Genomic DNA, 24,179 nt, shown 5'->3' with positions numbered 1-24,179 from the left:
TGCGGGTGTGCCGGCCGGGGCGGCGTGCCGGCTAGGCTGCGAGGCGCTGCTTGACCTCGGCAGCGGAAGGGTTCGTTGCGGCGGTGCCGTCCGGGAAGAGGACGGTGGGGACGGTCTGGTTTCCGCCGTTCAGCTGCTCCACGAGTTCGGCTGTGCCTTCCACTTCCTCGATGTTGATCTCGGTGTAGCCGATGCCCTGGGCGTCAAGCTGCTTCTTCAGGCGGTTGCAGTAGCCGCACCAGGTGGTGGAAAACATGGTGATGGTGCCGGATTCGGGAGTGAAGTCCACGGAGCTCTCCTCTGTGCTTGATAACGGTTTCGTTCCTGTAACGGTAGCGTGCAGTCCGCTATTCCCTGATACCGGGGCCCGCGGATGACAGCTCCTGCCCGCGATGGCATGCTGGAGCCATGTGTGGACGTTACGTAATGGCACGCGCCGTGGGGGACCTCCTTGCCGAGTTCGACGCCGAGCTTGAGGACGAAGTCAGCATCCCGCCGTCGTGGAATGTGGCACCGACAGACGACGTCCCGATCGTCCTTGAACGCCTGGTGGACGGCGAATCCGGAAACAGGCACGTCCGCCAGCTCCATGTGGCCCGCTGGGGGCTGGTCCCGTCATGGGCCAAGGACCCCGGCATCGGCTCCCGGATGATCAATGCCCGCAGCGAGTCCGTCCTTGAAAAGCCGGCGTTCCGGAAAGCCATCCAGTCCCGCCGCTGCGCTGTCCCGGCAGACGGCTACTACGAGTGGAAGCAGGGCCCGGGTAAGTCCAAGCAGCCCTACTACGTGCACCCGGCCGCTGGCCACGGCCTGGCGTTCGCGGGGCTCTATGAGTGGTGGAAGGATCCCTCCTGGCCGGCAGGGGAGCCTGGCGGGTGGCTGCTCTCAACGTCCATCCTGACCACTGACACGCCCCCGCCTGGCAGTGAGTCCACCGTGTTTGGAAAACTAACGGCACTCCATGACCGGGTCCCCCTGCCCATGGACAAAGCCACCATGCAGGCCTGGCTTGACCCCCAGGCCGATGATCCGGCAGGACTTGTGGACCTGGTACGGGCGGGGGTCAAGGACGTGGCCGCTGACTGGCACGTGGAATCCGTAGGGAAAGAAGTCGGCAACGTCAGGAACAACGGGCCCGAACTGATTCAACCCGTGGAAGCCCTTTTCTAGCAGCAGGCCCTCAAGCAGCCCGGACCAAGCCGGGCGAAGCGACTAAACGGTGACCGCACCGTCGTCGTCCACTGCCCAGGTGGGGTTGTAGGCCACCTCCCAGCGGAATCCGTCCGGGTCCGCGAAGTAGCCGCTGTAACCGCCCCAGGGCTGGGTGATGGGCTCGGAGATGATCTCCGCCCCAGCGGCGGCGGCCTCCTCCATAACGCGGTCCACGTCCTCAGTACCGGGAAGATTGTGGCTCAACGTGATGCAGGGGACAGCTCCGGATGCCGTGACGCCGGCATCTGCCTGCATCTGGCGCACGTCCCACAGCGACAGCACCAGCCCGTGATTCACCTGGATGAACACCACATCACCGGGAACCTCGCGGTGGACGGGCCAGCCAAGCCCGTCAACGTAGAAGGCCCGGGACGCGGCAACACTGCGGACGCCCAGCGAAATGAAGTCGACTCTTGGCTGCATGCTTCGATACTGTCAGACGATGGCGACAATTCAAGGAAACGATAGAGATGCTTTGGCCGACAAGGAACAGCTCGCTGCCGTCCGGGTTGCTGTTGACGAAGTGGATGAACAGATCGTCACCCTCATCGCCCGCCGCGAACGGCTGATCCGTATTGCCGGGACGCTCAAGGGCGACGACGCCGAGGTCCGTGCGCCCGGCCGGGTGGAGCGGATCATTGAGCATGTCCGCTCAGCCGCGGAAAAGAAGGACATTGACCCGGACATCGTTGAGTCCACGTACCGGGCCATGATCTCCGGCTTTATTGAACTGGAACTGAAGGTCCACAAAGAGAACAGCTGATCTGCCGCGGTTCAGGCCCTGCTTACAGGTTTTCCTCCACGGGGACCCCGTGCTGGTACTCCCTGCCCTCCGCCTCGCTGAAGGCTGACATGAGGTGTCCCTTGCCCAGCCCGTTCAGGGCAGCAAGGGGAAAGCTCCCGGTGATGCTGTTCCCTGAATGGCTCACACCCGAGAGGTCGTAGTCTTCCTCGACCCCCTGTTCCCGGTTGAAGGAATAGAAGGCAATGGCCTTCCCGTTCATGAACTCAATACACAGCCTCCGCTGCGAGGAATAGTCGGGCGTAGCCCCCACCAGCCCCACCACGTAAGCACCGGAATCCGGGATGGAGCCGTCTATATCGAACGTGGCCACCACCGTGGAGTCCTGGGTTGTGATGCTTGCCTGCTTCAGAAGTGCGTCTTGGGTTTTCATGGCACAATCCTGCTCCCTGGCGATCGGTCCGTCCACCCTTGCCGGCCAATCTTCTTAGTCCCTCCCATGGCCCATCTATGCTCCCGTTCCGGGCAGGGGTAGACTGATGTTATTCGAATATGTGTTCGAATGTTTCCAGTTCTATCCAGCCGGGGAGGCGCCATGGGTATGTTCAGCGAATCCGTGGATGTCCAGTGCGCTGCGGACGGCCAACCAAGCAGCCTGCTGTGGGCAGGACGGTCCTATACCGTCTGCACTGAACCCGTGCGCTGGTACGAACGTAGGCAATGGTGGGCCGAAGAAAGCCGCGCACCGCTGGGCAGCGGACCCGGAGTGGTGGACCATGAGATCTGGCGCGTCCAGGTCCTTCCATCTAATCCGGGGCGAGGTTCTGAAGCGCCGGAAGAACCGCTGACCCTTGACCTCACCCGGCATATCCGCAGCGGCCGCTGGCGGCTCCTGCGCATCCATGACGCACTCAGGCCCAGGACAGCATGAGTTTCACCCATCTTCACGTTTCCACCGCCTTCAGCGCCCATTACGGCGTCTCGTGGCCCGAGGAACTGGCGCAGGCCGCAGCCGCTGACGGCGCAACCGCGCTCGCCTGCACGGACAGGGACGGTCTGTACGGAACCATCAAACACCTCAAGGCGTGCATGGCAGCAGGCATAGACCCCATCGTTGGGGTTGACCTTGCCGTTTTCGACGACGACGGCGACCACCGCACGCAGCTGGCCGGAAGGGTGGTGGTGCTGGCCCGGGGCCACAACAACGGGGCAGGCTACCGTGCCCTCTGCAGACTGATTTCCGACGCCCACGCCCGCACCACGGGGAAGGCCGGGGGAGCAGTCCCCGTGGCCGTCACCCGGGCCGAGCTGGCTTCCCGCACCCTTGATCCCCAAACCCTCAAACCAGTGCTGACTGTCCTGCTCGGGCCTGATTCCGACGTCGGACGGGCCATGGGAGGGCGCCGCTACCTTCGCCCGCGCACCCTCTTCAAGCAATGGCTGGATGCCATGCCCCCAGGCACGCTGGTGGCCGAAATCGTGTCCCAGCTCAGCGCACCGGGAAAGCCGTTGAGCACCGCCCACGCCGTCCGGATGCTCAGGCTTGCCGAAGAGCATCATGTTCCTGCTGTCCTGACCAACGCCGTCAGGTACTGCGCAGCCGACGGTGCCCCCACCGCCGATGTTCTCGACTCAGCCCGCACCCTGAAATCCCTGCCTGAACTCGCGGATGAACCGCTGCTTCAGCCAACCGGCCAGGGATGGCTGAAGTCTTCACCGGAAATGCTCCGGCTGGGCAAAGAGATCATTTCAGCGGCAGGATACGGTGCCGCGGACCTGAAACAGCTGATGGCCCAAACCGAGGCGCTCGCCGACCGCTGCCGGATGGATCCGGTCACTGACATGGGCTGGAAGCAGCCGGTAGTGCCCGAAGCCTCAGTCATAGGCATCAGCCAGGATCCACACGTTGAACTGGTCCAGCGGTGCCAGGCCGGTATCAGCCGGCGCTTTCCGGGAATTGCTGGCGCAGCCGGAGAGAGGATGCTCTCCCGGCTCGACCATGAGCTGGGCATCATCCGCAACCTCGGGTTTTCCTCCTACTTCCTGACCGTCGCCGAGGTATCACGCATGATCCAGGAGATGGGAGTGCGGGCGGCTGCCCGGGGATCAGGCGCCTCAAGCCTGGTCAACTACCTGATTGACGTCAGCCAGGTGAACCCCTTGCAGCACGACCTCATCTTTGAACGGTTCCTTTCACAGGACCGCGCAACCCTTCCGGACATCGATATTGACGTTGAAAGCGCGGAGCGGCATAACGTCTACCACCGCATTTTCAAGAGATTCGGTTCCGAGCGGGTCACCCTGATGAGCATGCAGAACGGATACCGGGCCCGGGGTGCGGTGCGGGACGTGGGGATGGCGCTGGGCATGGACGACGACGAGGTGGGGGAGATCGCCAAGCAGCTGTGGCGTTTTTCTGCGCGGAAATTCCGTGAGGCACTGCAGGAAAAACCTGAACTCCGGGAATTCGCCGGCAGGGTGGAGCAGCGCGATCAGGACGGGAACCAGCAGCTTGACCTGCTGGTTGACCTGACGGAACGCCTGGACCGGCTGCCCCGCCACATATCCATGCACCCCTGTGGCGTAATCCTTGGCGACGCTACCCTCCTGGACCGCACCCCGGTGCAGCCCAGCGGGCTGGGGCTGCCCATGAGCCAGTTCGATAAGCACGACATGGATCCCATGGGCATGCTCAAGCTTGACGTCCTGGGAGTCCGGATGCAGAGCGCCATGGCGTTTGCCGTCCGTGAAGTCATCCGCATCCACCCGTCCAAACAGGAAGTGGTGGCCGCCGGAAGGCATCCGTCCGGACCTGACGGCACAGGGCCCGACTACATTGCTGACAATGGCCACATCAACCTCAATGCAGTTCCCCTTGATGATGAAGCCACCTTTGATCTCATCAGAAGCACCCACACCCTGGGCTGTTTCCAGATTGAATCACCCGGCCAGCGGGAACTGATCGGCAAGATGGCGCCCCGGGAGTTCAACGATCTCATCATCGACATCTCGCTGTTCCGTCCCGGCCCCATGAAGTCGGACATGGTCCGGCCCTTCCTGGAACACCGGCACGGTTTCGCCCCCGAGGTCTATCCGCATCCGGACCTTAAACCAGTGCTGGCGGAAACCCATGGCGTTACCGTCTTCCATGAACAGATACTGCGGACCTTTGATGTCATGACCGGATGCGGCCTGGCCCGCGCTGACGAGTTCCGCCGGGCCCTGGGAAATGAGGCACTCGAACTGGGGGTGGAGGAATTCTTCCGCAAAGCTGCCAGGATCAAGGGTTACCAGCCTGAGGTGGTGGACAACGTCTGGGGGACGCTGAAGGCCTTTGGAAGTTTTGGATTCTGCAAAGCACACGGCGCCGCCTTTGCCGTTCCCACCTACCAGTCGGCCTGGCTGAAGGCCCATCATCCAGAAGCGTTCCTTGCCGGCCTGTGGGAGCACGATCCCGGCATGTACCCCAAGAGGCTCCTGGTGGCGGAAGCCCGGCGGCTCGGGATTCCCATCCTTCCCCTGGACATTAACCGCAGCAAGGCCGAGTACCGGGTGGAACGGATCGAAGAAGGCAAGGACGCAGGAAAACTGGGTATCAGGCTCAGCCTGAACGGCATCTACGGGCTTTCTATAACAGAACTCAAACGCATCGTCGCGGGCCAGCCCTATGACTCCCTTGCGGACCTGAGGGCGCGGTCACGGGTCAGCAAGCCCAATATCAAGCGGTTGGCCCAGCTGGGGGCTTTTGATTCGCTTCACCGTGAGGCGGGCGGCACGGCAAACCGGGCCGACCTCGTCCACCACCTGCAACAGATCCAGGGGTCCAGCAGTGGGCGGAAAGGCGTGGAAGTCCTTGAGGGCCAGCTGTCCCTGCCCTTGGGGGATGTTGAACTGCGCAATGTTAAGCCGGGGCTCCCGTCGCCAACAATTGTGGAAAACGTGCGGGCTGAACTGGACCTGATGGCCGTGGACGTCAGCAGCCACCTGATGGACAGCCACCGGCCCATGCTGGACAGGCTTGGTGTCACCACGGCGGACAAACTCCTGGGCCTGCGCAACGGAACGGAGGTATTGGTGGCCGGAGTGCGGGTGGCAACACAGACGCCGCCCATGAGGGGCGGGAGGCGCGTGGTCTTCATCAGTATCGACGACGGCACCGGCTGCATCGATTCGGTCTTTTTCCACGAAGCCCAGGAAAAAGCCGGAATGCTCCTCTTTGGGACCAGACTGCTGCTGATCCGCGGGACAACCCGGCGGACCGGGCCTCGTGGGATCAGCCTAAGTGCAAGCATGGCCTGGGACCTTGGCAGGACAGAGACCCTGCCCTTCCCGGATTCCAGTCCGCAGGAACCGGAAGCCCCGCATCCGCTGGATGGAATCAGCAGGAGCCTCGCCATAACGGGATTCAGCGGCTGACCCTTCCGTGCGCCGCGTTGGTCGGGCCTCAGCGGAACCGATAGCATTGACGATGGCTGGCTGTGGTCCCCGTATGCCACAAGCTATGAAGCCTTAACTTTGAATAGGAGACACCCGTGTCAGATGCCCAGCAGATCACCCTTCTCGTCGATGGCGAAGAGACCAAGGTGACTACCGGGACAACCGGTGCGGAACTCTTCTTTGAGCGCCGTGATGTTGTTGTAGCCCGCGTCAACGGCGAGCTGAAGGACCTTGACCAGGAGCTGCCGGAAGGCGCCGACGTCCAAGGCGTCACCATTGACTCTCCCGACGGCCTTAACGTCCTCCGCCACTCCACCGCCCACGTCATGGCCCAGGCTGTCCAGCAGTTGCGCCCCGACGCCAAGCTGGGCATCGGCCCGTACATTACTGACGGGTTCTACTTCGACTTCGATGTGGCAGAACCGTTCACTCCCGAGGACCTCAAGACCCTCGAAAAGATGATGCAGAAGATCATCAACCAGAACCAGAAGTTCGTCCGCCGCGTCGTGAGCGAGGACGAAGCCCGTGAAGCCATGAAGAACGAGCCCTACAAGCTCGAACTGCTGGGCAAGAAAAACGAGGCCGCCGAGGCAGGCGAGGGCGTGAACGTCGAGGTCGGCGCAGGCGATATCACTATTTACGACAACGTTGAGCGCAAGGAAGGGACCACCGTTTGGTGCGATCTCTGCCGCGGCCCGCACCTGCCCAACACCAAGCTCATCTCCAACGCCTTTGCCCTCACCCGCTCGTCCTCCGCTTACTGGCTGGGCAACCAGAAGAACCAGCAGCTGCAGCGCATCTACGGCACGGCCTGGCCCACCAAGGACGCCCTCAAGGCCTACCAGGAACGCATCGCAGAGGCAGAACGCCGCGACCACCGCAAGCTCGGCTCGGAACTTGACCTGTTTTCCTTCCCGGATGAACTCGGTTCAGGCCTTCCGGTCTTCCACCCCAAGGGTGGCATCATCCGCAAGGAGATGGAGGACTACTCCCGGCAGCGCCACGTCGAAGCCGGTTACGAGTTCGTCTACACCCCGCACATCACCAAGGGCCACCTGTATGAGGTCTCCGGCCACCTGGACTGGTACAAGGACGGCATGTTCCCCGCGATGCACGTGGACGCCGAACTCAACGAGGACGGCACTGTCCGCAAACCCGGCCAGGACTACTACCTCAAGCCGATGAACTGCCCCATGCACAACCTGATCTTCCGCTCCCGGGGACGGTCCTACCGCGAGCTGCCCCTGCGGCTCTTCGAATTCGGCTCCGTGTACCGGTATGAGAAGTCCGGCGTGGTGCACGGCCTGACCCGGGTCCGCGGCATGACACAGGACGACGCCCACATCTACTGCACCCGCGAGCAGATGAAGGGCGAGCTCACCAAGACGCTGACGTTCGTGCTGGACCTCCTGAAGGACTACGGCTTGAACGACTTCTACCTGGAGCTGTCCACCAAGGATCCGGAGAAGTACGTTGGGGAGGACGCGGCCTGGGAAGAAGCCACCCGCACCCTCGCCGAAGTGGCCGAGGAATCCGGCCTGGAACTGGTCGCGGATCCGGGTGGAGCCGCCTTCTACGGCCCCAAGATCTCGGTGCAGGCCAAGGACGCCCTTGGCCGCACCTGGCAGATGTCCACTATCCAGCTGGACTTCAACCTGCCTGAACGCTTCGAACTTGAGTTCCAGGCTGCAGACGGCAGCCGGCAGCGGCCCGTGATGATCCACCGTGCCCTGTTCGGATCAATCGAGCGTTTCATGGGCGTGCTGACCGAGCACTACGCCGGAGCCTTCCCCGCGTGGCTGGCACCGGTACAGGTGGTGGGCATTCCGGTTGCTGAGACCTTCAACGAGTACATGTTCGACGTCGTCGACCAGCTGAAGGCCGCAGGCATCCGCGCCGAAGTGGACACCTCCTCGGACCGGTTCCCCAAGAAGATCCGAACGGCCAGCAAGGACAAGATTCCGTTCGTGCTGATCGCGGGCGGGGACGATGCCGAAGCAGGCGCCGTTTCGTTCCGCTTCCGTGATGGAAGCCAGGACAACGGCGTGCCCGTGGCAGAGGCAGTCACACGGATCACGGAAGCCGTCCGTAACCGGACCAGCTAGCGGAAACGGAACATCACCGTGCAGGAGAACACAGGCGCAGGGTATCCAGGAGATGCCGGCGTTACCGACGACTTTGACCTCGCCGGTGTCCCGGACGCCTTCCAGCGCCTGTGGACTCCGCACCGCATGGCGTACATCAAGGGCGGGCAGCACCAGTTCAAGAACGAAAATGACTGCCCCTTCTGCATCGGTCCCGGAAGGTCGGACGAGGAAGCACTCATCGTCCACCGCGGAAAGACGTGCTACGTGGTGCTCAACCTGTTTCCCTACAATCCCGGGCATCTCCTGGTGTGCCCCTACCGCCACATTCCGGACTACACCGACCTGACGCTCGATGAGACGGCGGAGTTTGCGGACCTCACGCAGACGGCCATGCGGGTGCTGCGCAAAGTGGCCAATCCGGGCGGTTTCAACCTGGGCATGAACCAGGGAGTTGTGGGCGGTGCCGGCATCGCCGCGCACCTGCACCAGCACATCGTGCCACGCTGGGGCGGCGACGGGAATTTCTTCCCCATCATCGCCCAGACCAAAGCCATCACCCAGACCCTCGACGAGGTCCGCCAGCAGGTGGCCGACGCCTGGCCCGGGGAGACGCATGCTGAATAAGCACGCGCGCGGCTTTTTCACCGCGCTGTTCACCCCGCTTGCCCGCTGGCTCCTCAAAATCGGAATCTCGCCTGACGCAGTAACGGTCATCGGCACCGCCGGAGTGGTGGTGGGTGCGCTGGTGTTCTACCCGCTCGGCCAGCTCTGGTGGGGAACCCTGTTCATCACGGCGTTCATCTTCTCCGACGTCCTGGACGGCATCATGGCCAGGATGCGGGACGTGGGCAGCCGCTGGGGCAACTTCCTGGACTCCACCCTGGACCGGATTGCAGACGGCGCCCTGTTCGCGGGCGTGGCCGTATGGTTCTTCACCGGCGGGGCCAACGTCCCGGTCGCCGTCGCAGCCATCGTCTGCCTTGTCCTGGGCATGGTGGTTTCCTATGCGCGCGCGAAAGCGGAATCGTTGGGGTTCACAGCCAACGTCGGAATCGCCGAGCGTGCCGAGCGCCTCGTCTCAGTACTAGTTGTCACCGGATTCACCGGCCTTGGGCTCCCTGAGGTGGTCCTGCTGGTGACTCTCCTGCTGCTGGCCGTCGCCAGCCTGATCACCGTGGTCCAGCGCGTGGTTTCGGTCCGCCGGCAGGCCCTCGCGGAACCGTCCACTGCCGATTAACGCGAATTAAGCCGGCCGGCCGCGGTGAGACTAGTATTAGGACTGCCCGGTCATTGGATCCGGCAACCCGGTGTGTGCACAGATGGCATTTGTGCCGCCCTGCATGCCCGGCGAAGGTCATCTATCTACCCATAGGGGTTTTTGTGTCTACACCTGATGTAAGCAGCGGGGCCGGTACGTCCGCGAACAGCGTCACGGGCAGCAACCGCGTCAAGCGGGGCATGGCTGAGATGCTCAAGGGCGGCGTCATCATGGACGTCGTCAACGTCGAGCAGGCCCGCATCGCCGAAGACGCCGGTGCCGTTGCTGTGATGGCGCTGGAACGCGTTCCGGCTGATATCCGCGCCCAGGGCGGCGTGTCCCGCATGTCCGATCCGGACATGATCGACAAGATCATCGACGCCGTGTCCGTGCCGGTTATGGCCAAGGCCCGGATCGGTCATTTCGTCGAGGCGCAGGTCCTGCAGTCCCTCGGCGTGGACTACATTGACGAGTCCGAGGTCCTGACCCCGGCCGACTACATCAACCACATCGACAAGTGGAACTTCAAGGTTCCCTTCGTCTGCGGTGCCACCAACCTGGGTGAGGCGCTGCGCCGCATCAATGAGGGCGCGGCGATGATCCGCTCCAAGGGCGAGGCCGGCACCGGCGACGTCTCCAACGCCACCGGGCACATGCGCCAGATCCGCTCCGAGATCGCCAAGCTCGCAGCCCTTCCCGAGGACGAGCTCTACGTCGCGGCCAAGGAACTGCAGGCCCCGTACGAACTGGTCAAGGAAGTTGCCGCTGCCGGCAAGCTTCCGGTGGTGCTGTTCACCGCCGGCGGCATCGCCACGCCGGCCGACGCCGCCATGATGATGCAGCTCGGCGCGGACGGCGTGTTCGTCGGCTCCGGCATCTTCAAGTCCGGCAACCCCGCCCAGCGCGCGGCCGCCGTCGTGAAGGCCACCACCTTCTACGACGACCCCGACGTCATCGCCAAGGCCTCCCGCGGCCTGGGCGAAGCCATGGTGGGCATCAACGTCGACGAGATCCCCCAGCCCCACCGCCTCGCTGAGCGCGGCTGGTAATTTCTCTGGTTCGCGCTTGGCGGCGCTGATCCTCTGCGCGCTATTCCCCGCGTCCTGCTAAGGCCGCTTCGCGGCGAGCCGGGACGCGGGGCCCCTTTTACGCGCGCTGCCGGATCACCCCCGCCCGTCGCCCCGGCTCTGTTAAGTACGACGCCGGTTCCTCACCTTTCTCTGGTGGGGGACCGGCGTCGTACTTCTTTAAGTGGGGTGGGGTGGGTGGGGAGCTTGGCTATTCCAGGCCGCGGCGCTTCAGCAGCGGTTCCAGCCTTGCCTCGCGGCCCCGGAGGATGCGGAATGATTCCAGGGGGTCGCGGCTGTTTCCCCGGGAGAGGAGCTCCTGGCGGAAACGGTCGCCGTTTGCCCGCGTGAGTCCGCCGTTCTCGGTGAACCAGTCCACCGTCTCCGCATCCAAAACCTCGCTCCAGATGTAGGAGTAGTAGCCGGCGGCATACCCCGCACCGGCAAAGACATGCTGGAAATAGCCGGTTCGGTAGCGCGGCGGAATCAGGGCATGGGCGATCCCGGCGGCGGCCAGGGCCTTGTCTTCAAATGCAACGGCATCCTCGGGGATGTCGCTGCCGTCCAGGACGTGCCAGGCAAGGTCCAGCAGCGCTGCGCCCAGGTATTCGGTGGTGGCAAATCCTTCACCCCACAGCCGGGACGCCTCCAGTTTCGAAACCACCTCCTGCGGAAGCGGCTCGCCCGTTTCATGGTGGCGGGCGTAGTTCTGCAGCACGTCGGGCCACATGATCCACATTTCGTTGACCTGTGAGGGATATTCCACAAAGTCGCGGGGGACGGAAGTGCCGGAAAACCGGGGATAGGTCACGTTGGAAAACAGCCCGTGCAGGGCGTGGCCAAACTCGTGGAAGGTGGTCCGCAGCTCGTCCAGCGTCAGGAGCGTCGGTTCACCCGCGGGCGGCTTGGAGATGTTCAGGTTGTTGATGACCACCGGTTTTGTTCCCAGCAGCGCCGACTGTTCCACCAGGGAGTTCATCCAGGCCCCGCCCCGCTTGGATTCACGGGTGTAGTAGTCACCCAGGAACAGTCCCAGGCCCATGCCGTCCCCGTCGCGGACCTCCCAGACGCGGACATCGGGGTGGTACCCGGCAAGGTCCTTCCGCTCGTGGAAGGTGATGCCGAAGAGGGAAGTGGCGGCGAAGAAGACGCCGTCTTCCAGCACACGGTCCAGCTCGAAATAGGGACGGAGTGCCTGTTCATCAATGTCGTAGCGTTCGCGCCGGACCTTCGCGGAGTAGAAGGCCCAGTCCCAGGCCTCCAGCGGGTGGCCTGCGGCCTCGGCCAGGGCAGCGGCTTCGGTGTCGGCGTTCCGCACGGCTGCCGGCGCCATGCGGTTCAGCATGGACTGGACCGACCCGAAATCCGGGGCCGTCTGCCGGTCCACCACCAGTTCGGCGTAGTTGGCGAAGCCCAAAAGCGCCGCTTTTTCGGCGCGAAGCCGGGCCATCGCCATGGCCAGATCCAGCACGTCGAGGCTTCCGCCCCCGCTGCCCCGGGCCACAGACGCTTCGAACAGCCGACGGCGGACCTCCCGGTCCTCGAGGGCGGACAGGGCAGGCTGGTTGGTCGGCTGGATCAGTGTCAGCAGGAACTTGCCGTCATGCCCTGCGGCCCGGGCGGCCTCCGCGGCGGCGGCAATGTCATCGGCCGGCAGTCCCGCCAGCTCGCCTGCGTGGTCCAGAAGCAGCGCCGCGGATTTCATTCCTTCTTTCACGCGCTGTCCGAACTCGGTGCCAAGGCGGGAGAGCTCGGCGTTGACCTCCTTGAGCCTTTCCCGGGCAGGTCCCTCCAGCTGGATGCCTGACTGCCGGAATTCCTTCAGGTACTCCTCGACAAGCCGCACGGACTCAGCATCGCAGCCGGCAGTGTCGATGGCCGCAAAGCGCTCGAACAGTGCCCGGTTGAGGAAGACCTCGTCCTGGTGTGCGGAGAACAGCGGAGCCAGCGCCGTTTCCAGATCCCGGATCTCCTGGGATGCATCGGCCGAAACGAGGGTGAAGAAGGACGCAGCCGCGCGGTCCAGGAGCCTGCCGGAGCGTTCCATCGCCACGGCCGTGTTCTCGAAAGTGGCGGGGGCCGCGTCATCAACAATGGCCTGGATCTCAGCCAGGTGCTCTGCGAGGCCTGACCGGACGGCGTCCTCATAATCGGCGGGTGTGATCTCCGCGAAGGGCGGAAGTCCATAGGGCAGGGGACTGGGTGCCAAAAGGGGGTTGGTCATGGAGTAAAACCTTTCACAGCAGGCCACGCTTCTCAATGTGAGCCACGCCATGGCCCGCTCCCTAGAATGCTCTTATGGGGACTCTAACCGGCAGGGGGCCGGTGCATTTTCGCCGCGTCATCCCTGCCCTTGCGCTGGCTGCCGCACTGTCTATAGCTGGAGCGCTCGGCGGCTGCGGCCTGGTCGCGGAACAGGCCGGGCCCGCGGCTCCGGCAGGAGCGACCGGTTTGGCCCGCACCGGTCCCGGCGGCCCCGGCCCCAGCAGCCCTGGCACCGGCAGCTCTGGCACCGGCAGCACCGCGGCTTCCCCTCCAACCCCGACGCCGACTCCCACGCCCGGCGAGGGTCCGGCCTGCCCGGTGCTCCGGTGCACGTCCGTGCTGGTCACCGGAGACATGCTGGTTCACGCACAGCTGTGGCAGCAGGCGCAGCAGGACGCGGCAGCATCGGGCAAGTCCGGACTGGACTTCGTGCCGTTGCTTGACGGGCAGCGGCGGTACATCGGGAACAGTGATCTGGCCATCTGCCACCTGGAAACGCCGGTGGCCGTCCCGGAAGGTCCGTTCGCGGCCTATCCGTCGTTCAATGTTCCGCCGCAAATCATCGCAGCATCAAAAGAAGTGGGGTACCAGGCCTGCACAACGGCCAGCAACCACACCATTGACCGTGGAACGGACGGGCTGCTGCGCACCCTGGACCAGCTGGACGCTGCCGGCCTGAAACACACGGGTTCGTACCGGACTGAAAAGGAGTCGCAAGGGATCCTCATCATGCAGACTCCCGCCGCGAAGGTCGCCGTCATCCAAGCCACCTACGGACTCAACGGACTGCTTCCCGAGCACCCCTGGCAGGTGGACATGCTGGATGCCCCAACCATGATCGCCAAAGCGGAGAAGGCCAGGGCGCTGGGGGCGGACATCGTGCTGGCGGCCATCCACGCCGGAGACGAATACACCAGCGGTCCGAACGCCCGGCAGCGGGAAGTGGCGCACGCCCTGGTGGACAGCGGCCAGTTCAACCTGGTCTACGGACACCACACGCATTCCGTGCTCCCCATCGAGAACTACAAGGGCACGTGGATCGTATACGGCCTGGGCAACGGCATCACCGAGCTTTCGCCCTGGTACGCGGTCAACAACGAGGGCCTCCTGGTGCGGGTGCAGTTCGGCCAGGACGCCTCCGGAAGATGGACTGCCACGGACCTGGCCTGGGCGCCCTCCGTCATCGTCCGCGATCCCTACCGCTGGTGTTCGGTGGCGACCGACGCGCCACAGGGGCCCTGTGTCGGGCAGGAAGCCGACGCCGCCACCCGGAACAGGACAGCAGGCGTCGTGGAAGCAATGGGCGCAGCGGCAGCCGGAGCGCACGAACTTCTGATCACCCGCCACCCCTGACCCTCCGGTGCGGGCCGCCGCCCACAGGTATGTGCCAGTCCGGTGACCTGGTCGCGGGCCTGGTCAGCGCGGGCGGCGTGCGGCGTGTTCCCGCGCCAACACCGCGTAGCTGTCATCCGGATGGCCCGGAACAAAGCTGCCGTACTTGCGCTCCGCTGCCGTGCGGATCAGGAAGTCCGCGATGGCCGGGTTCTTGGGCAGGAGCGAGCCGTGCAGGTAACTGGCCACGATGTTCCGGTACCGGGCACCCTCGTGGCCGTCACTGCTGTTGTTGCCCATGCCCTTCGGGGTGGAGCCCAAAGGCCGCACGCCGCTGCCCAGGGTTGTCTGGCCGCTGTGGTTCTCGTAGCCAAGCACTTCCCCGAACTCCGCGGTGGCAACTTTGACGTTGCCGATCAGCCGCTCCTCGGTGCCGTGCGTCTCAACATCCAGGATGCCGATGCCCGGGATCACAGCGCCGGTGCGGGTCTTGAAGAAGTGTCCGAAGAGCTGGTACAGCCCGCAGATGACAAGCATGGGCGCACCGTCCTCCGCCAGGTCCTTCAGCACACCGGAGCGGGCCTGAAGGTCGTCCTGGATGACCAGTTGGCCGCTGTCCTGGCCGCCGCCGCCCACAATAATGTCCACGTCCTCAGGGAACGGATCCCCCACGTTGTACTCAAGCAGCTCCGGGGTGTAACCGTGCCAGCTGATGCGCTGCTGGAGGACCAGGGCGTTGCCCCAGTCGCCGTAGATGTTCATGTCGCGCGGGTAGAGCTGCACCACCCGGAGGGTGCCCTTGCTCCCGGGGTTTTCCTGTGCGGGACCAGCACCTGCCTGGCTCAAGAGACAACCTCCACGGTAGTGATTTTGGACAGTTCGCGGCGGATGGCCAGCATCGCCGTGTAGGTGCAGAAGATGCGCTTTGGCTTTCCGTGGGCTTCCCTGATGAAGGCCGCGAGTGCAGGCGTGATGTCCGGTTCGACGTTGCCGATGCGGACGTCGTCATATTGCAGCCGCAGTGCCATGTCGTAGGCCCGTGAACCGGTGAGCTGGTCAACCCCGCCCTCGCGCAGGGACTCGAATTCAACGTCCCACAGCCAGGACATGTCCCTGCCGTCGGCGTAGTTGTCATTGATGGCGATCATGGTGGCGTAACCGCCCGCGGGGAACGACTTCAGGCCCAGCCGGAAGCCACTGGGATTCTTGACCAGGACCAGGTCCAGGGGGTGGCCGTCAACGGTGAGGCTTTCCCCGCGTCCGAAGGCCGGAGCCACCCGGGACAGGGCCTCAAGCAGCGCGTCGTGGTTGGCGGTGGCGGCACCGCTGCCGCAGATGCTGCGCGCAAGCGTCAGCGCGGCGGCGGCGTTGAAGATGTTGTAGACACCCCGAAGCTTCATGCCCGTGGTGACCGTGGCGCCGTCGTACTCAAACTCAGCGGTGTCCGCGCCCACCTTGCGGAGGACGACGTCGGCTGCCGGCTTCTCCGGCATGCCCGCCGGAGCGGGGCTTCCGGGAGCAGCCCGCATGTCGTCGTCGTTGGGGAAGGTGCTCAGGAGCGAGTAGTCCAGGCCAAAGTACTTGACGTCCTGCCCGGTGAGGGTGTCCGCGATCCGGGCAACCCGGGGGTCTTCCCGGTTCAGGACCACCGTTCCGGTGGTCTTCGCTGCGATGTGCTGAAGGAGTTGGGCTGTCTTGTCGATTTCGCCGAACCGGTCCAGCTGGTCCCGCAGGACGTTTAGGAGGAGGCAGTAGCGCGGCGGGACGCTGTTGACGAAGTGCACGGCGTGCGCTTCGTCCAGCTCCAGGACAGCGACGTCGGCGTCCAGCCGGCCGCGCCAGTCAACCTCGCCGAGTAGGGCCGCAGCGACGCCGCGGGTGAAATTGCTGCCAGTGCGGTTGGTGAAGACCTTCAGGCCCTGGCTTTCCAGCAGTTCCACCACCATTTTGGTTGTGGTGGTTTTGCCGTTAGTGCCACTGACCACCGCCACCCCATGGGGGAGGGTACTGAGTGTCCGCCGCATAAAGCCGGGGTCGATTTTTTCGACCACCAGCCCGGGCAGGGCGGACCCGCCGCCCCGAAGCCGGGACACCCGGCGGACCAGTTTGCCGAGCGGAACACTGAAGTAGAGCATGTTTTGAATATATCCCAGCAAAGGCATGCAACCGCCGACGACGCCCTCCCTGCCGGTCCCTGTAAAGGGCCACCCGTATGCTGGATGGATGACAAATTCCCTTTCGGCTGCTCCTGCGCGCGCTGGAGCCGGCCTTCGGATCGGTGTGCTGGCGCTCCAGGGCGACTTCCGTGAGCACCTGCGGGCCATCGAGGACACAGGCGCCGAAGCCGTCGGCATCCGCCGGCCCAAGGAACTGGACGGCCTGGACGGGCTGATCATTCCCGGCGGCGAATCCACCGCCATCGACAAACTTGCCCGCGCCTTTGATCTTGCCGAACCGCTGCGGGAGCGCATCGCCGAAGGCCTCCCTGTGTATGGCTCATGTGCAGGAATGATCCTGCTTGCCACCGACATTGCGGATCCCGCCACGGACCTGTCCGGGGCTCCGCAGCAGACCTTCGGTGGACTGGACATCACCGTGCGCCGCAACGCTTTCGGCCGGCAGCGCGAGTCCTTTGAAACGGACCTTGACTTCAAGGGCCTCGATTTCAGCGCCACGGCGACCGGCGTTGCGCCGGTCCACGCCGTCTTCATCCGCGGGCCGTGGGTGGAACGTGTTGGTCCCGGCGTGGAAATCCTCGCCCAGGTTGAGCCTGCCGACCCTGAGCACGCTTCCCACGCCGTACCGCTGCCGGGGACGGCTAGAATTGTTGCAGTGCGTTCCGGCCACCTGCTGGCCACCTCCTTCCACCCGGAAGTGACTGGGGAGAAACGCGTACACGAACTTTTTATCCGCATGATCAGAGGAGAAGCGTAAAGCATGTCAGGCCACTCCAAATGGGCAACGACCAAGCACAAGAAGGCTATCCTCGACAGCCGCCGCGCCAAGTCGTTCGCCAAGCTGATCAAGAACATTGAAGTTGCCGCGCGTATGGGCGGCCCGGACCTCCAGGGCAACCCCGGCTTGGAACTCGCCGTGACCAAGGCCAAGAAGACCTCGGTGCCGGCAGACAACATCGACCGTGCCATCAAGCGCGGAGCCGGGCTTACCGGTGAAGTGGTTGACTACACCGAGATCATGTACGAATGCCGCGGCCCGCAGGGTTCTGCGCTGCTTATCGAGTGCCTTACGGACAACAAGAACCGTGCGGCCTCGGAGGTCCGGCTCGCCATCTCCCGCAACGGCGGCACCATCGCCGATCCCGGTTCGGTCAGCTACCTGTTCAGCCGCAAGGGCGTGGTGACCCTTCCCAAGAAGGACCTGACCGAGGACGACGTCCTGATGGCTGTCCTGGACGCCGGTGCCGAGGAAGTCAAGGACAATGGCGACACCTTTGAGATCCACTCGGACCCCAAGGACCTGCAGGCTGTCCGCGATGCCCTGAAGGACGCAGGGATCGAGTACGACACCGACGAGGCGGAATTCGTTCCGTCCATGGAAGTGCCGCTGGACCTGGACGCCGCAAAGAAGTTCATGAAGCTCGTTGACGCCTTGGAAGACCTCGACGACGTCCAGAACGTCTACAGCAACGCCGACCTCAGCGACGACGTCCAGGCCGCCCTGGACTCTGAGTGAGGCCCCGCCTGTTCGTGAGGCGTTCCCGCCTGTGACGCTCCGCGTCCTGGGGGTGGATCCCGGCCTGACCCGCTGCGGGATCGGCGTTGTGGACGTCGAGCGGAACAGGCAGGCCACCATGGTTGCCTATGGCGTGGTGGGAACCTCGCCTGAGGACACCCTGGACCAGAGGCTGCTGGTGATCGCCCTCGCCATCGACGAGTGGCTTGACCGCCATGAACCGCACGTCCTCGCCGTCGAACGGGTCTTTTCCCAGCTCAACGTCAGCACCGTGATGGGCGTGGCCCAGGCATCCGGGGTGGTGATCGCGGCAGCGGCCCGGCGGGGGATCCCGGTGGCGCTGCATACGCCGTCGGAAGTCAAAGCGGCCGTCACCGGCAGCGGTACCTCGAACAAGGATGCGGTGACCAAGCTCGTCACCAAGATCCTGCGCCTTGACGCACCGCCGCGGCCTGCGGACGCCGCCGATGCCCTTGCGCTGGCCATCACCCACGCCTGGCGGGCGGGCAGCGGCGCCGCCGTTGCTACCACCGGCCCGGGCAGTTCCTCCCTGACCCCGGCCCAGCGGGCCTGGGCTGATGCCGAGGCGAAGGCGCGCCGCGCACGCTGAATGTCCTGGCTGCTTGCTAGGGTATTCGTAGATATGTTCGGATAGCCGGTCCTGCTCCCTGGAGCCCGGCAAAGACACCAGGAGCCAGGCCTTGATCAGTTTCCTTCGCGGGACGGTAGCGCATGTGGGACTTTCCACCGCCGTGATTGACCTCAACGGGGCGGGCATGAGCGTCAACGCCACCCCGCAGACCCTGAGCAGGCTGCGCACCGGCGAGGAAGGCCAGCTCTTCACCTCCCTGATTGTCCGGGAGGATTCGCTGACGCTCTTTGGATTTGCGTCCGACGACGAGCGCGAGGTTTTCGATGTCCTGCTCAGTGTGAGCGGGGTGGGGCCGCGCCTGGCGCTGGCAGTCCTCGCGGTCCACGAACCGGAGGCGATCCGGGTGGCCGCGCACACGGGGGACAGCAAAACGTTCACCAAGGTTCCCGGCATCGGCCCCAAAGTCGCTGGGCGGATTGTCCTGGAGCTGGCCGGAAAGCTGGTTCCGCACGGTACAGCCGGTACCGCCGCGGCCTCCACCCCGGCCGAAGCCGCCTGGAAGCCCCAGGTGGTGGCCGCCATGACCAGCCTGGGCTGGTCGGAAAAGGACGCCTCCTCAAGCATCGACAAGGCGCTGGCGGACGATCCCGAGGTGTCGTTCCGCGGCAACGTGCCGGAGATCCTGCGGACCACGCTCCGGTGGCTTGGACAGGACGGTGCACGGGCCGGCAACCGCGTAGGCAGCCGTGGCTGAACCGTCCCTGGTGGCCGCGGGGGAGGAGCCCGAGGAGCGTGCCATCGAGGCAGCGCTCCGGCCCAAGAACCTGGACGACTTCGTGGGCCAGCACCGGGTACGGAAACAGCTGTCCCTGGTTCTCCAGGCGTCCCGGATGCGCGGGCGCAGCGCGGACCACGTGCTCTTCTCGGGCCCGCCGGGACTGGGCAAGACAACCCTTGCCATGATCGTTGCGTCAGAAATGAGTGCGCCCCTGCGGATTAGCAGCGGCCCTGCCATCCAGCACGCCGGGGATCTCGCCGCCATCCTTTCCTCCCTTTCCGAGGGCGAAGTCCTGTTCCTGGACGAGATCCACCGGATGTCCAGGCCGGCCGAAGAGATGCTGTACATGGCCATGGAGGATTTCCGGGTGGACATCGTGGTGGGCAAGGGGGCCGGTGCAACGGCAATTCCCCTCGAGCTGCCGCCCTTCACCCTGGTGGGCGCCACCACCCGCGCTGGCCTGCTGCCCGGGCCGCTCCGGGACCGGTTCGGCTTCACCGGCCACCTGGAGTTCTACTCCGTGCCGGAGCTTGAACTCGTGCTGCGGCGCTCCGCCGGCCTGCTGGACCTCAAGGTCAACTCGGCGGGATTCTCCGAGATCGCCGGTCGCTCCCGCGGCACTCCCCGCATTGCCAACCGGCTGCTGCGCCGTGTCCGGGACTGGGCCCTGGTCCACGGAATTGACCAGATCGACGCCAGGGCGGCGTCCGCTGCGCTGGACATGTATGAGGTGGACAAAAAGGGCCTGGACCGGCTTGACCGCGCCGTGCTCGAAGCACTCATCACCAAGTTCGGCGGCGGCCCGGTGGGACTCTCCACGCTGGCCATCGCAGTCGGCGAAGAGACCGAAACCGTGGAAACCGTGGCAGAGCCGTTCCTGGTCCGTGAGGGCCTCCTGGGCCGCACCCCGCGTGGCCGGATTGCCATGGCTCCGGCCTGGACCCATCTTGGCTATGCCATTCCGTCAGGCGTCTTCGCCCAGGAGCAGCTGGACCTGTTCGAGCCTGCCGACGACGACGCCTGAGCCCGGACTGACGGGCCCCGAAATCCAATAGCAGGCTCCGTTCAGCTTTTCCCTTTAGACTGGTATGACGCTCGGCACGTTCGGGTCTTTGTTCCCGCGGGCAGCATTACCGGCAGCCCGCGAATGGATGGCAAGCAGCTTCGCCAGGCCACTCGTTCAAAGCGGACGGCGCTGTCAACCGGCTCAATGCAAGTACAGCTCAATGCACGTACAGAATGGAACTTCCCCGTGTTCGGACACATCACTGCCCAGACCACCACTACCCAGCCCGGCGGCGGCATCGACATCATGTCGATCCTGCTGTTCGTGATGCTCGGCATCTTCATCTTCATGATGTTCCGCCGCAACAAGAAGACCCAGCAGCAGCAGGCAACGCTTCAGTCACAGTTCGCCCCCGGCGTGGAAGTCATGACCAGCTTTGGCCTGTTCGGCCGCATCGTTGAGATCGACGACGAGGAAAACAAGGTCACGCTGGAGCTTTCCCCCGGCAACCTTGCTACCGTGCACCGCCAGGCGGTCACCAAGATCGTAGAGCCGGCAGCGGTTCCGGCGGCTGACGCCCCGGCTGTCCCGGACGATGCGTCGTCCCTGACGGCGCAGGAGACCGGCAGCTCCACAACGCCGCTCGAAACCCCGGATGAAACCCTGAAGCGCCTCAATGATGAGGGCAAGAAGGACAACTAGTCCCCGCTGCATCCACAACACCTCTACCGCTGCGGACCGCCGCCGGTGCAAGCACAAGCAGGCACCGGCGGTTCCTCCGTGAATAAGAGAAAGATCGACAATGGCACGAACTGGCCCCAAGAAACCAGGCCTCAGGGTCCTGGTCTGGCTCGGTGTACTCCTCGCCACCCTCACTGCCGTCCTGGCCGGCGGAACCCTTGCCGGGCAGGCAAGCTGGGCGCCCAAGCTGGCGCTGGACCTCGAAGGCGGCACCCAGATGATCCTGGCGCCCAAGGTCGAAGGCGGTTCGGACATCAACGAGGAACAGCTCAACCAGGCCGTGGCGATCATCCGCCAGCGCGTTGACGGTTCAGGTGTTGCAGAAGCAGAGATCAGCACCCAGTCAGGGCGCAATGTGGTGGTCAGCCTTCCCGGCACCCCCTCCAGCCAGACGCGCGACCTGATCCAGGCCTCGGCCGACATGAACTTCCGGCCCGTGCTGCTCGCCGGTGCCGGTGCACCAGTGCCGGAGGAGCAGCGGGCGCCGGAGGACCAGCTGCCCAAGCCGACGGCGGAACCCGCCAACAGCAGCGACATCAACTGGATCACCCCGGAGATCTACCGCGAGTTCGAAACCCTTGACTGCGACAACCCGGCGCAGGACGAGCGGGAACGGTCTGACCCGGCCAAGCCGCTGGTGACCTGTGAGCCGGCTTCCGAGACGAACCCTGCGATCAAGTACATCCTGGGTCCCGTGGAAGTTAAGGGAAGCAACATCGTTACGTCCTCCTTCCAGCTCCAGCAGGGTGCGCAGGGTGCCGTCACCAACGACTGGGCAGTGAACATCCAGTTCGACGACGAAGGCACGGCCAGGTTCAAAGAGGTCACCGAACGCCTGAACCAGTTCTACGTTGCCGCCGGCGGCGACGCGGGCAACGACCCGAAGGCCCAGTTCGCCATTGTGCTGGATGACCAGGTCATCTCCGCTCCGCGGTCCCTCGCTGTCATCACCGACGGCCGCCCGCAGATCACCGGCGGGTTCACCGAGCAGAGCGCCAAGGCCCTGTCAGACCAGCTGCGCTTCGGTGCACTGCCCATCAGCTTCGAAATTCAGAGCGAGCAGCAGATTTCGGCCACCCTTGGCGGTGAGCAGCTGCGCATGGGCCTCCTGGCGGGCATCATCGGCCTCCTCCTTGTGGTGGTCTACTCCCTGTTCCAGTACCGGGCGCTCGGCTTGGTGACCATCGCTTCACTGGTGGTCGCCGGCGTCCTGACGTATCTGGCGATCGCCATCCTGGGCTGGACGGAGAACTACCGGCTGTCCCTGGCCGGCGTCGCGGGCCTCATCGTGGCAATCGGACAGACGGCGGACTCCTTCATCGTCTACTTCGAACGCATCCGGGACGAGCTCCGTGAAGGCCGCGGCCTGGTCTCCGCCGTCGAGAACGGCTGGAAGCGGGCCAAGCGGACCGTGCTGGCCTCCAAGGCCGTTAACCTGCTGGCTGCACTGGTCCTCTACTTCGTGGCCGTGGGCAACGTCCGGGGCTTCGCCTTCACCCTTGGCCTGACCGCCATTGCAGACCTCATTGTGGTGTTCATGTTCACCCACCCGACGCTGCAGATGCTGGCGCGCACCAGGTTCTTCGGCGAGGGGCACCGGCTGTCCGGCCTTGATCCGAAACGTCTGGGAGCAGTGCCGCTGTACCGCGGCGCCGGCCGTGTCCGCACACCTGCAGACAAGCCTGCCGCCGCTGTCCGTACCAAGAACGCCGGTGCGGCCGCCGAAGCGGAACGCAGGATGACCATCGCCGAACGCCGCCTGGCGGAGAAGCAGGAGCAGCTCGCGGGCTCCTCGAAGTCCTCAGCGAAGGAGAACAAGTAATGTCAGGCTTCGCCAACTTCGGCAACGAGCTCTACACCGGAAAGCGCTCCTACAACTTTGTAGGTGCCAAGAAACTCTGGTTCATCATCGCGGCCGTGGCCGTTGTCCTGTCCATCATCATTCCGCTGGCCAAGGGCGGCTTCAACCTCGGCATCGAGTTCCGGGGCGGGTCCGAATTCACGGTCTCCAACGTGCAGACCACCGATGCAGCGCTGGGGGAGAAGGCCGTTACTGACGTGGTCCAGGGAAGCGTGCCGCGCGTGGCGAACGTCGCCGGCACCACCATGCGGATCCAGACGGACAAGCTGACGGACGATGAGACGCTCCGCATCAAGGAGGGGCTCACCAGCGCCTACGGCGTCACCGACAATGAGGTGACCTCGACGTTCGTCGGTCCGACCTGGGGCGCTGACGTCACCAAGCAGGCCCTGATTGGCCTTGTGGTGTTCGTCCTCCTCGCGGCAGTGCTGATGGCGCTGTACTTCCGCACGTGGAAGATGTCCCTGTCCGCCATCGCGGGCATGGCGGTGACCATGTTCATTACCGCCGGCGTCTACGCCCTCAGCGACTTCGAGGTCACTCCGTCCGCGATCATCGGGTTCCTCACCGTGCTCAGCTACTCCCTGTACGACACGGTGGTGGTCTTCGACAAGATCCGCGAGAACACCGCCGATCTCGATGCGTCCACCCGCCGCACGTTCACCGAGGAGGTCAACCTCGCCGTGAACCAGACCCTCGTCCGGTCGATCAACACCATGATGGTGGCGATCCTTCCCGTGGGCGCCATCCTGTTTATCGGTGCCGGGCTGCTGGGTGCCGGTACGCTGCGCGACCTTTCGCTGGCACTGTTTGTCGGAATCCTGATCGGCACGGCAGCCACCATCTTCGTGGCAGCCCCACTGTATGCGTGGCTGCGCCAGAACGAACCCGACCTCGCCAGGCAGGCGAAACGGGTTGAGCACCGGCGTGCCGGTGCCGGGTCAGGCTCCGGCTCCTCAGTAGTAGAAACAGCCAAGGCGTAAGCCAGATTCCACGGGCCGGCCACCGCCAGAATCCTGGCGAGGGCCGGCCCGTCCGTGTTTAAGGCGCTGGTTATAAATCTCACCGCCGCGGGGAATAGACTGAAGTAATTAAACGGTGGTGAGGG

The 24,179-nt window shown here is 64.6% G+C and carries 23 protein-coding genes; 17 read left to right on the top strand and 6 right to left on the bottom strand.

Translation table 11 applies throughout. The features are described from left to right. Positions 1-31: 31 nt before the first annotated feature. Positions 32-289 carry a mycoredoxin gene (locus tag ABRP28_RS05740; protein ID WP_066276302.1) on the bottom strand — a complete coding sequence of 86 codons (258 nt, stop codon included), beginning with the start codon at positions 287-289 and terminating at the stop codon, positions 32-34. Positions 290-408: 119 nt separating this feature from the next. Between ABRP28_RS05740 and ABRP28_RS05735 the strand changes: the two genes are divergently transcribed. Continuing rightward, positions 409-1,170: an SOS response-associated peptidase gene (locus ABRP28_RS05735; RefSeq protein ID WP_350003094.1), complete on the top strand. Its 762-nt coding sequence runs from the start codon at positions 409-411 to the stop codon at positions 1,168-1,170. A 42-nt stretch (positions 1,171-1,212) separates the two neighbouring features. Here the strand turns inward: ABRP28_RS05735 and ABRP28_RS05730 are convergent, their stop codons facing one another. Then, the gene (locus ABRP28_RS05730) at positions 1,213-1,635 is read right to left on the bottom strand and encodes a VOC family protein (RefSeq protein ID WP_350003096.1); all 423 of its coding nucleotides are present in this window, start codon (positions 1,633-1,635) and stop codon (positions 1,213-1,215) included. A gap of 19 nt (positions 1,636-1,654) precedes the next feature. On the opposite strand from ABRP28_RS05730, the gene ABRP28_RS05725 reads away from it, so the two are divergent. Then, entirely contained in the window at positions 1,655-1,975 is a 321-nt protein-coding gene (locus ABRP28_RS05725) for a chorismate mutase (RefSeq protein WP_066276294.1), read from the top strand. 22 nt (positions 1,976-1,997) lie between these two features. On the opposite strand, the gene ABRP28_RS05720 is transcribed toward ABRP28_RS05725, so the two are convergent. Then, positions 1,998-2,387 (bottom strand): hypothetical protein, encoded by a 390-nt coding sequence (locus ABRP28_RS05720; protein ID WP_350003097.1) that lies wholly within the window; start codon positions 2,385-2,387, stop codon positions 1,998-2,000. A gap of 162 nt (positions 2,388-2,549) precedes the next feature. On the opposite strand from ABRP28_RS05720, the gene ABRP28_RS05715 reads away from it, so the two are divergent. The 6 genes from ABRP28_RS05715 (at position 2,550) to pdxS (ending at position 10,785) form a co-directional block, all read left to right on the top strand. Next, a complete protein-coding gene (locus ABRP28_RS05715) occupies positions 2,550-2,885 on the top strand; it encodes a DUF6504 family protein (protein WP_350003099.1) in 336 nt (111 codons plus the stop codon). After that, a complete protein-coding gene (locus ABRP28_RS05710; protein WP_350003100.1) occupies positions 2,882-6,370 on the top strand; it encodes a DNA polymerase III subunit alpha in 3,489 nt (1,162 codons plus the stop codon). The genes ABRP28_RS05715 and ABRP28_RS05710 overlap by 4 nt, the downstream gene beginning before the upstream one ends. 116 nt (positions 6,371-6,486) lie before the next feature. After that, on the top strand, positions 6,487-8,496 hold the full coding sequence (thrS, locus tag ABRP28_RS05705; RefSeq protein ID WP_350003102.1) for a threonine--tRNA ligase: 2,010 nt from the start codon (positions 6,487-6,489) through the stop codon (positions 8,494-8,496). An 18-nt stretch (positions 8,497-8,514) separates the two neighbouring features. Next, positions 8,515-9,102, top strand: coding sequence for an HIT domain-containing protein (locus ABRP28_RS05700; RefSeq protein ID WP_350003104.1), 588 nt, complete (start codon positions 8,515-8,517; stop codon positions 9,100-9,102). Continuing rightward, on the top strand, positions 9,092-9,715 hold the full coding sequence (gene pgsA, locus ABRP28_RS05695) for a phosphatidylinositol phosphate synthase (protein ID WP_350003105.1): 624 nt from the start codon (positions 9,092-9,094) through the stop codon (positions 9,713-9,715). The genes ABRP28_RS05700 and pgsA overlap by 11 nt, the downstream gene beginning before the upstream one ends. Positions 9,716-9,858: 143 nt before the next feature. Next, positions 9,859-10,785: a pyridoxal 5'-phosphate synthase lyase subunit PdxS gene (gene pdxS / locus ABRP28_RS05690; protein WP_350003107.1), complete on the top strand. Its 927-nt coding sequence runs from the start codon at positions 9,859-9,861 to the stop codon at positions 10,783-10,785. A gap of 229 nt (positions 10,786-11,014) precedes the next feature. Here the strand turns inward: pdxS and ABRP28_RS05685 are convergent, their stop codons facing one another. Continuing rightward, positions 11,015-13,027 (bottom strand): M3 family metallopeptidase, encoded by a 2,013-nt coding sequence (locus tag ABRP28_RS05685; protein WP_350003109.1) that lies wholly within the window; start codon positions 13,025-13,027, stop codon positions 11,015-11,017. Positions 13,028-13,101: 74 nt separating this feature from the next. Between ABRP28_RS05685 and ABRP28_RS05680 the strand changes: the two genes are divergently transcribed. Beyond that, the gene (locus ABRP28_RS05680; RefSeq protein ID WP_350003110.1) at positions 13,102-14,421 is read left to right on the top strand and encodes a CapA family protein; all 1,320 of its coding nucleotides are present in this window, start codon (positions 13,102-13,104) and stop codon (positions 14,419-14,421) included. A 63-nt stretch (positions 14,422-14,484) separates the two neighbouring features. Here the strand turns inward: ABRP28_RS05680 and ABRP28_RS05675 are convergent, their stop codons facing one another. Then, entirely contained in the window at positions 14,485-15,246 is a 762-nt protein-coding gene (locus ABRP28_RS05675; RefSeq protein ID WP_350003112.1) for a glutamine amidotransferase, read from the bottom strand. Continuing rightward, entirely contained in the window at positions 15,243-16,535 is a 1,293-nt protein-coding gene (locus tag ABRP28_RS05670) for a MurT ligase domain-containing protein (RefSeq protein ID WP_350003114.1), read from the bottom strand. Before ABRP28_RS05670 ends, ABRP28_RS05675 begins: the two co-directional genes overlap by 4 nt. Before the next feature lie 88 nt (positions 16,536-16,623). On the opposite strand from ABRP28_RS05670, the gene pdxT reads away from it, so the two are divergent. From pdxT to secF, 8 genes are all read left to right on the top strand, one after another. Beyond that, on the top strand, positions 16,624-17,334 hold the full coding sequence (pdxT, locus tag ABRP28_RS05665; RefSeq protein WP_350003116.1) for a pyridoxal 5'-phosphate synthase glutaminase subunit PdxT: 711 nt from the start codon (positions 16,624-16,626) through the stop codon (positions 17,332-17,334). Positions 17,335-17,337: 3 nt separating this feature from the next. Further along, positions 17,338-18,093 carry a YebC/PmpR family DNA-binding transcriptional regulator gene (locus ABRP28_RS05660; RefSeq protein WP_231456866.1) on the top strand — a complete coding sequence of 252 codons (756 nt, stop codon included), beginning with the start codon at positions 17,338-17,340 and terminating at the stop codon, positions 18,091-18,093. A 31-nt stretch (positions 18,094-18,124) separates the two neighbouring features. Then, positions 18,125-18,703 carry a crossover junction endodeoxyribonuclease RuvC gene (gene ruvC, locus ABRP28_RS05655; RefSeq protein ID WP_350003118.1) on the top strand — a complete coding sequence of 193 codons (579 nt, stop codon included), beginning with the start codon at positions 18,125-18,127 and terminating at the stop codon, positions 18,701-18,703. A 91-nt stretch (positions 18,704-18,794) separates the two neighbouring features. Continuing rightward, a complete protein-coding gene (ruvA, locus tag ABRP28_RS05650) occupies positions 18,795-19,439 on the top strand; it encodes a Holliday junction branch migration protein RuvA (protein WP_174181114.1) in 645 nt (214 codons plus the stop codon). Next, the gene (gene ruvB / locus ABRP28_RS05645) at positions 19,432-20,487 is read left to right on the top strand and encodes a Holliday junction branch migration DNA helicase RuvB (protein ID WP_350003119.1); all 1,056 of its coding nucleotides are present in this window, start codon (positions 19,432-19,434) and stop codon (positions 20,485-20,487) included. The genes ruvA and ruvB overlap by 8 nt, the downstream gene beginning before the upstream one ends. Before the next feature lie 288 nt (positions 20,488-20,775). After that, entirely contained in the window at positions 20,776-21,171 is a 396-nt protein-coding gene (gene yajC / locus ABRP28_RS05640; RefSeq protein WP_350003400.1) for a preprotein translocase subunit YajC, read from the top strand. Positions 21,172-21,271: 100 nt separating this feature from the next. After that, positions 21,272-23,032: a protein translocase subunit SecD gene (secD, locus tag ABRP28_RS05635; protein ID WP_350003121.1), complete on the top strand. Its 1,761-nt coding sequence runs from the start codon at positions 21,272-21,274 to the stop codon at positions 23,030-23,032. Then, on the top strand, positions 23,032-24,054 hold the full coding sequence (gene secF / locus ABRP28_RS05630; protein WP_350003123.1) for a protein translocase subunit SecF: 1,023 nt from the start codon (positions 23,032-23,034) through the stop codon (positions 24,052-24,054). The genes secD and secF overlap by 1 nt, the downstream gene beginning before the upstream one ends. Positions 24,055-24,179 lie beyond the last annotated feature (125 nt).

It is taken from the genome of Pseudarthrobacter sp. WHRI 8279 (assembly GCF_040224115.2).
Taxonomy (GTDB): Bacteria; Actinomycetota; Actinomycetes; order Actinomycetales; family Micrococcaceae; genus Arthrobacter.
Note: the sequence above shows the minus strand (reverse complement) of the source record. Positions and strands in the feature narration are given on the sequence as shown.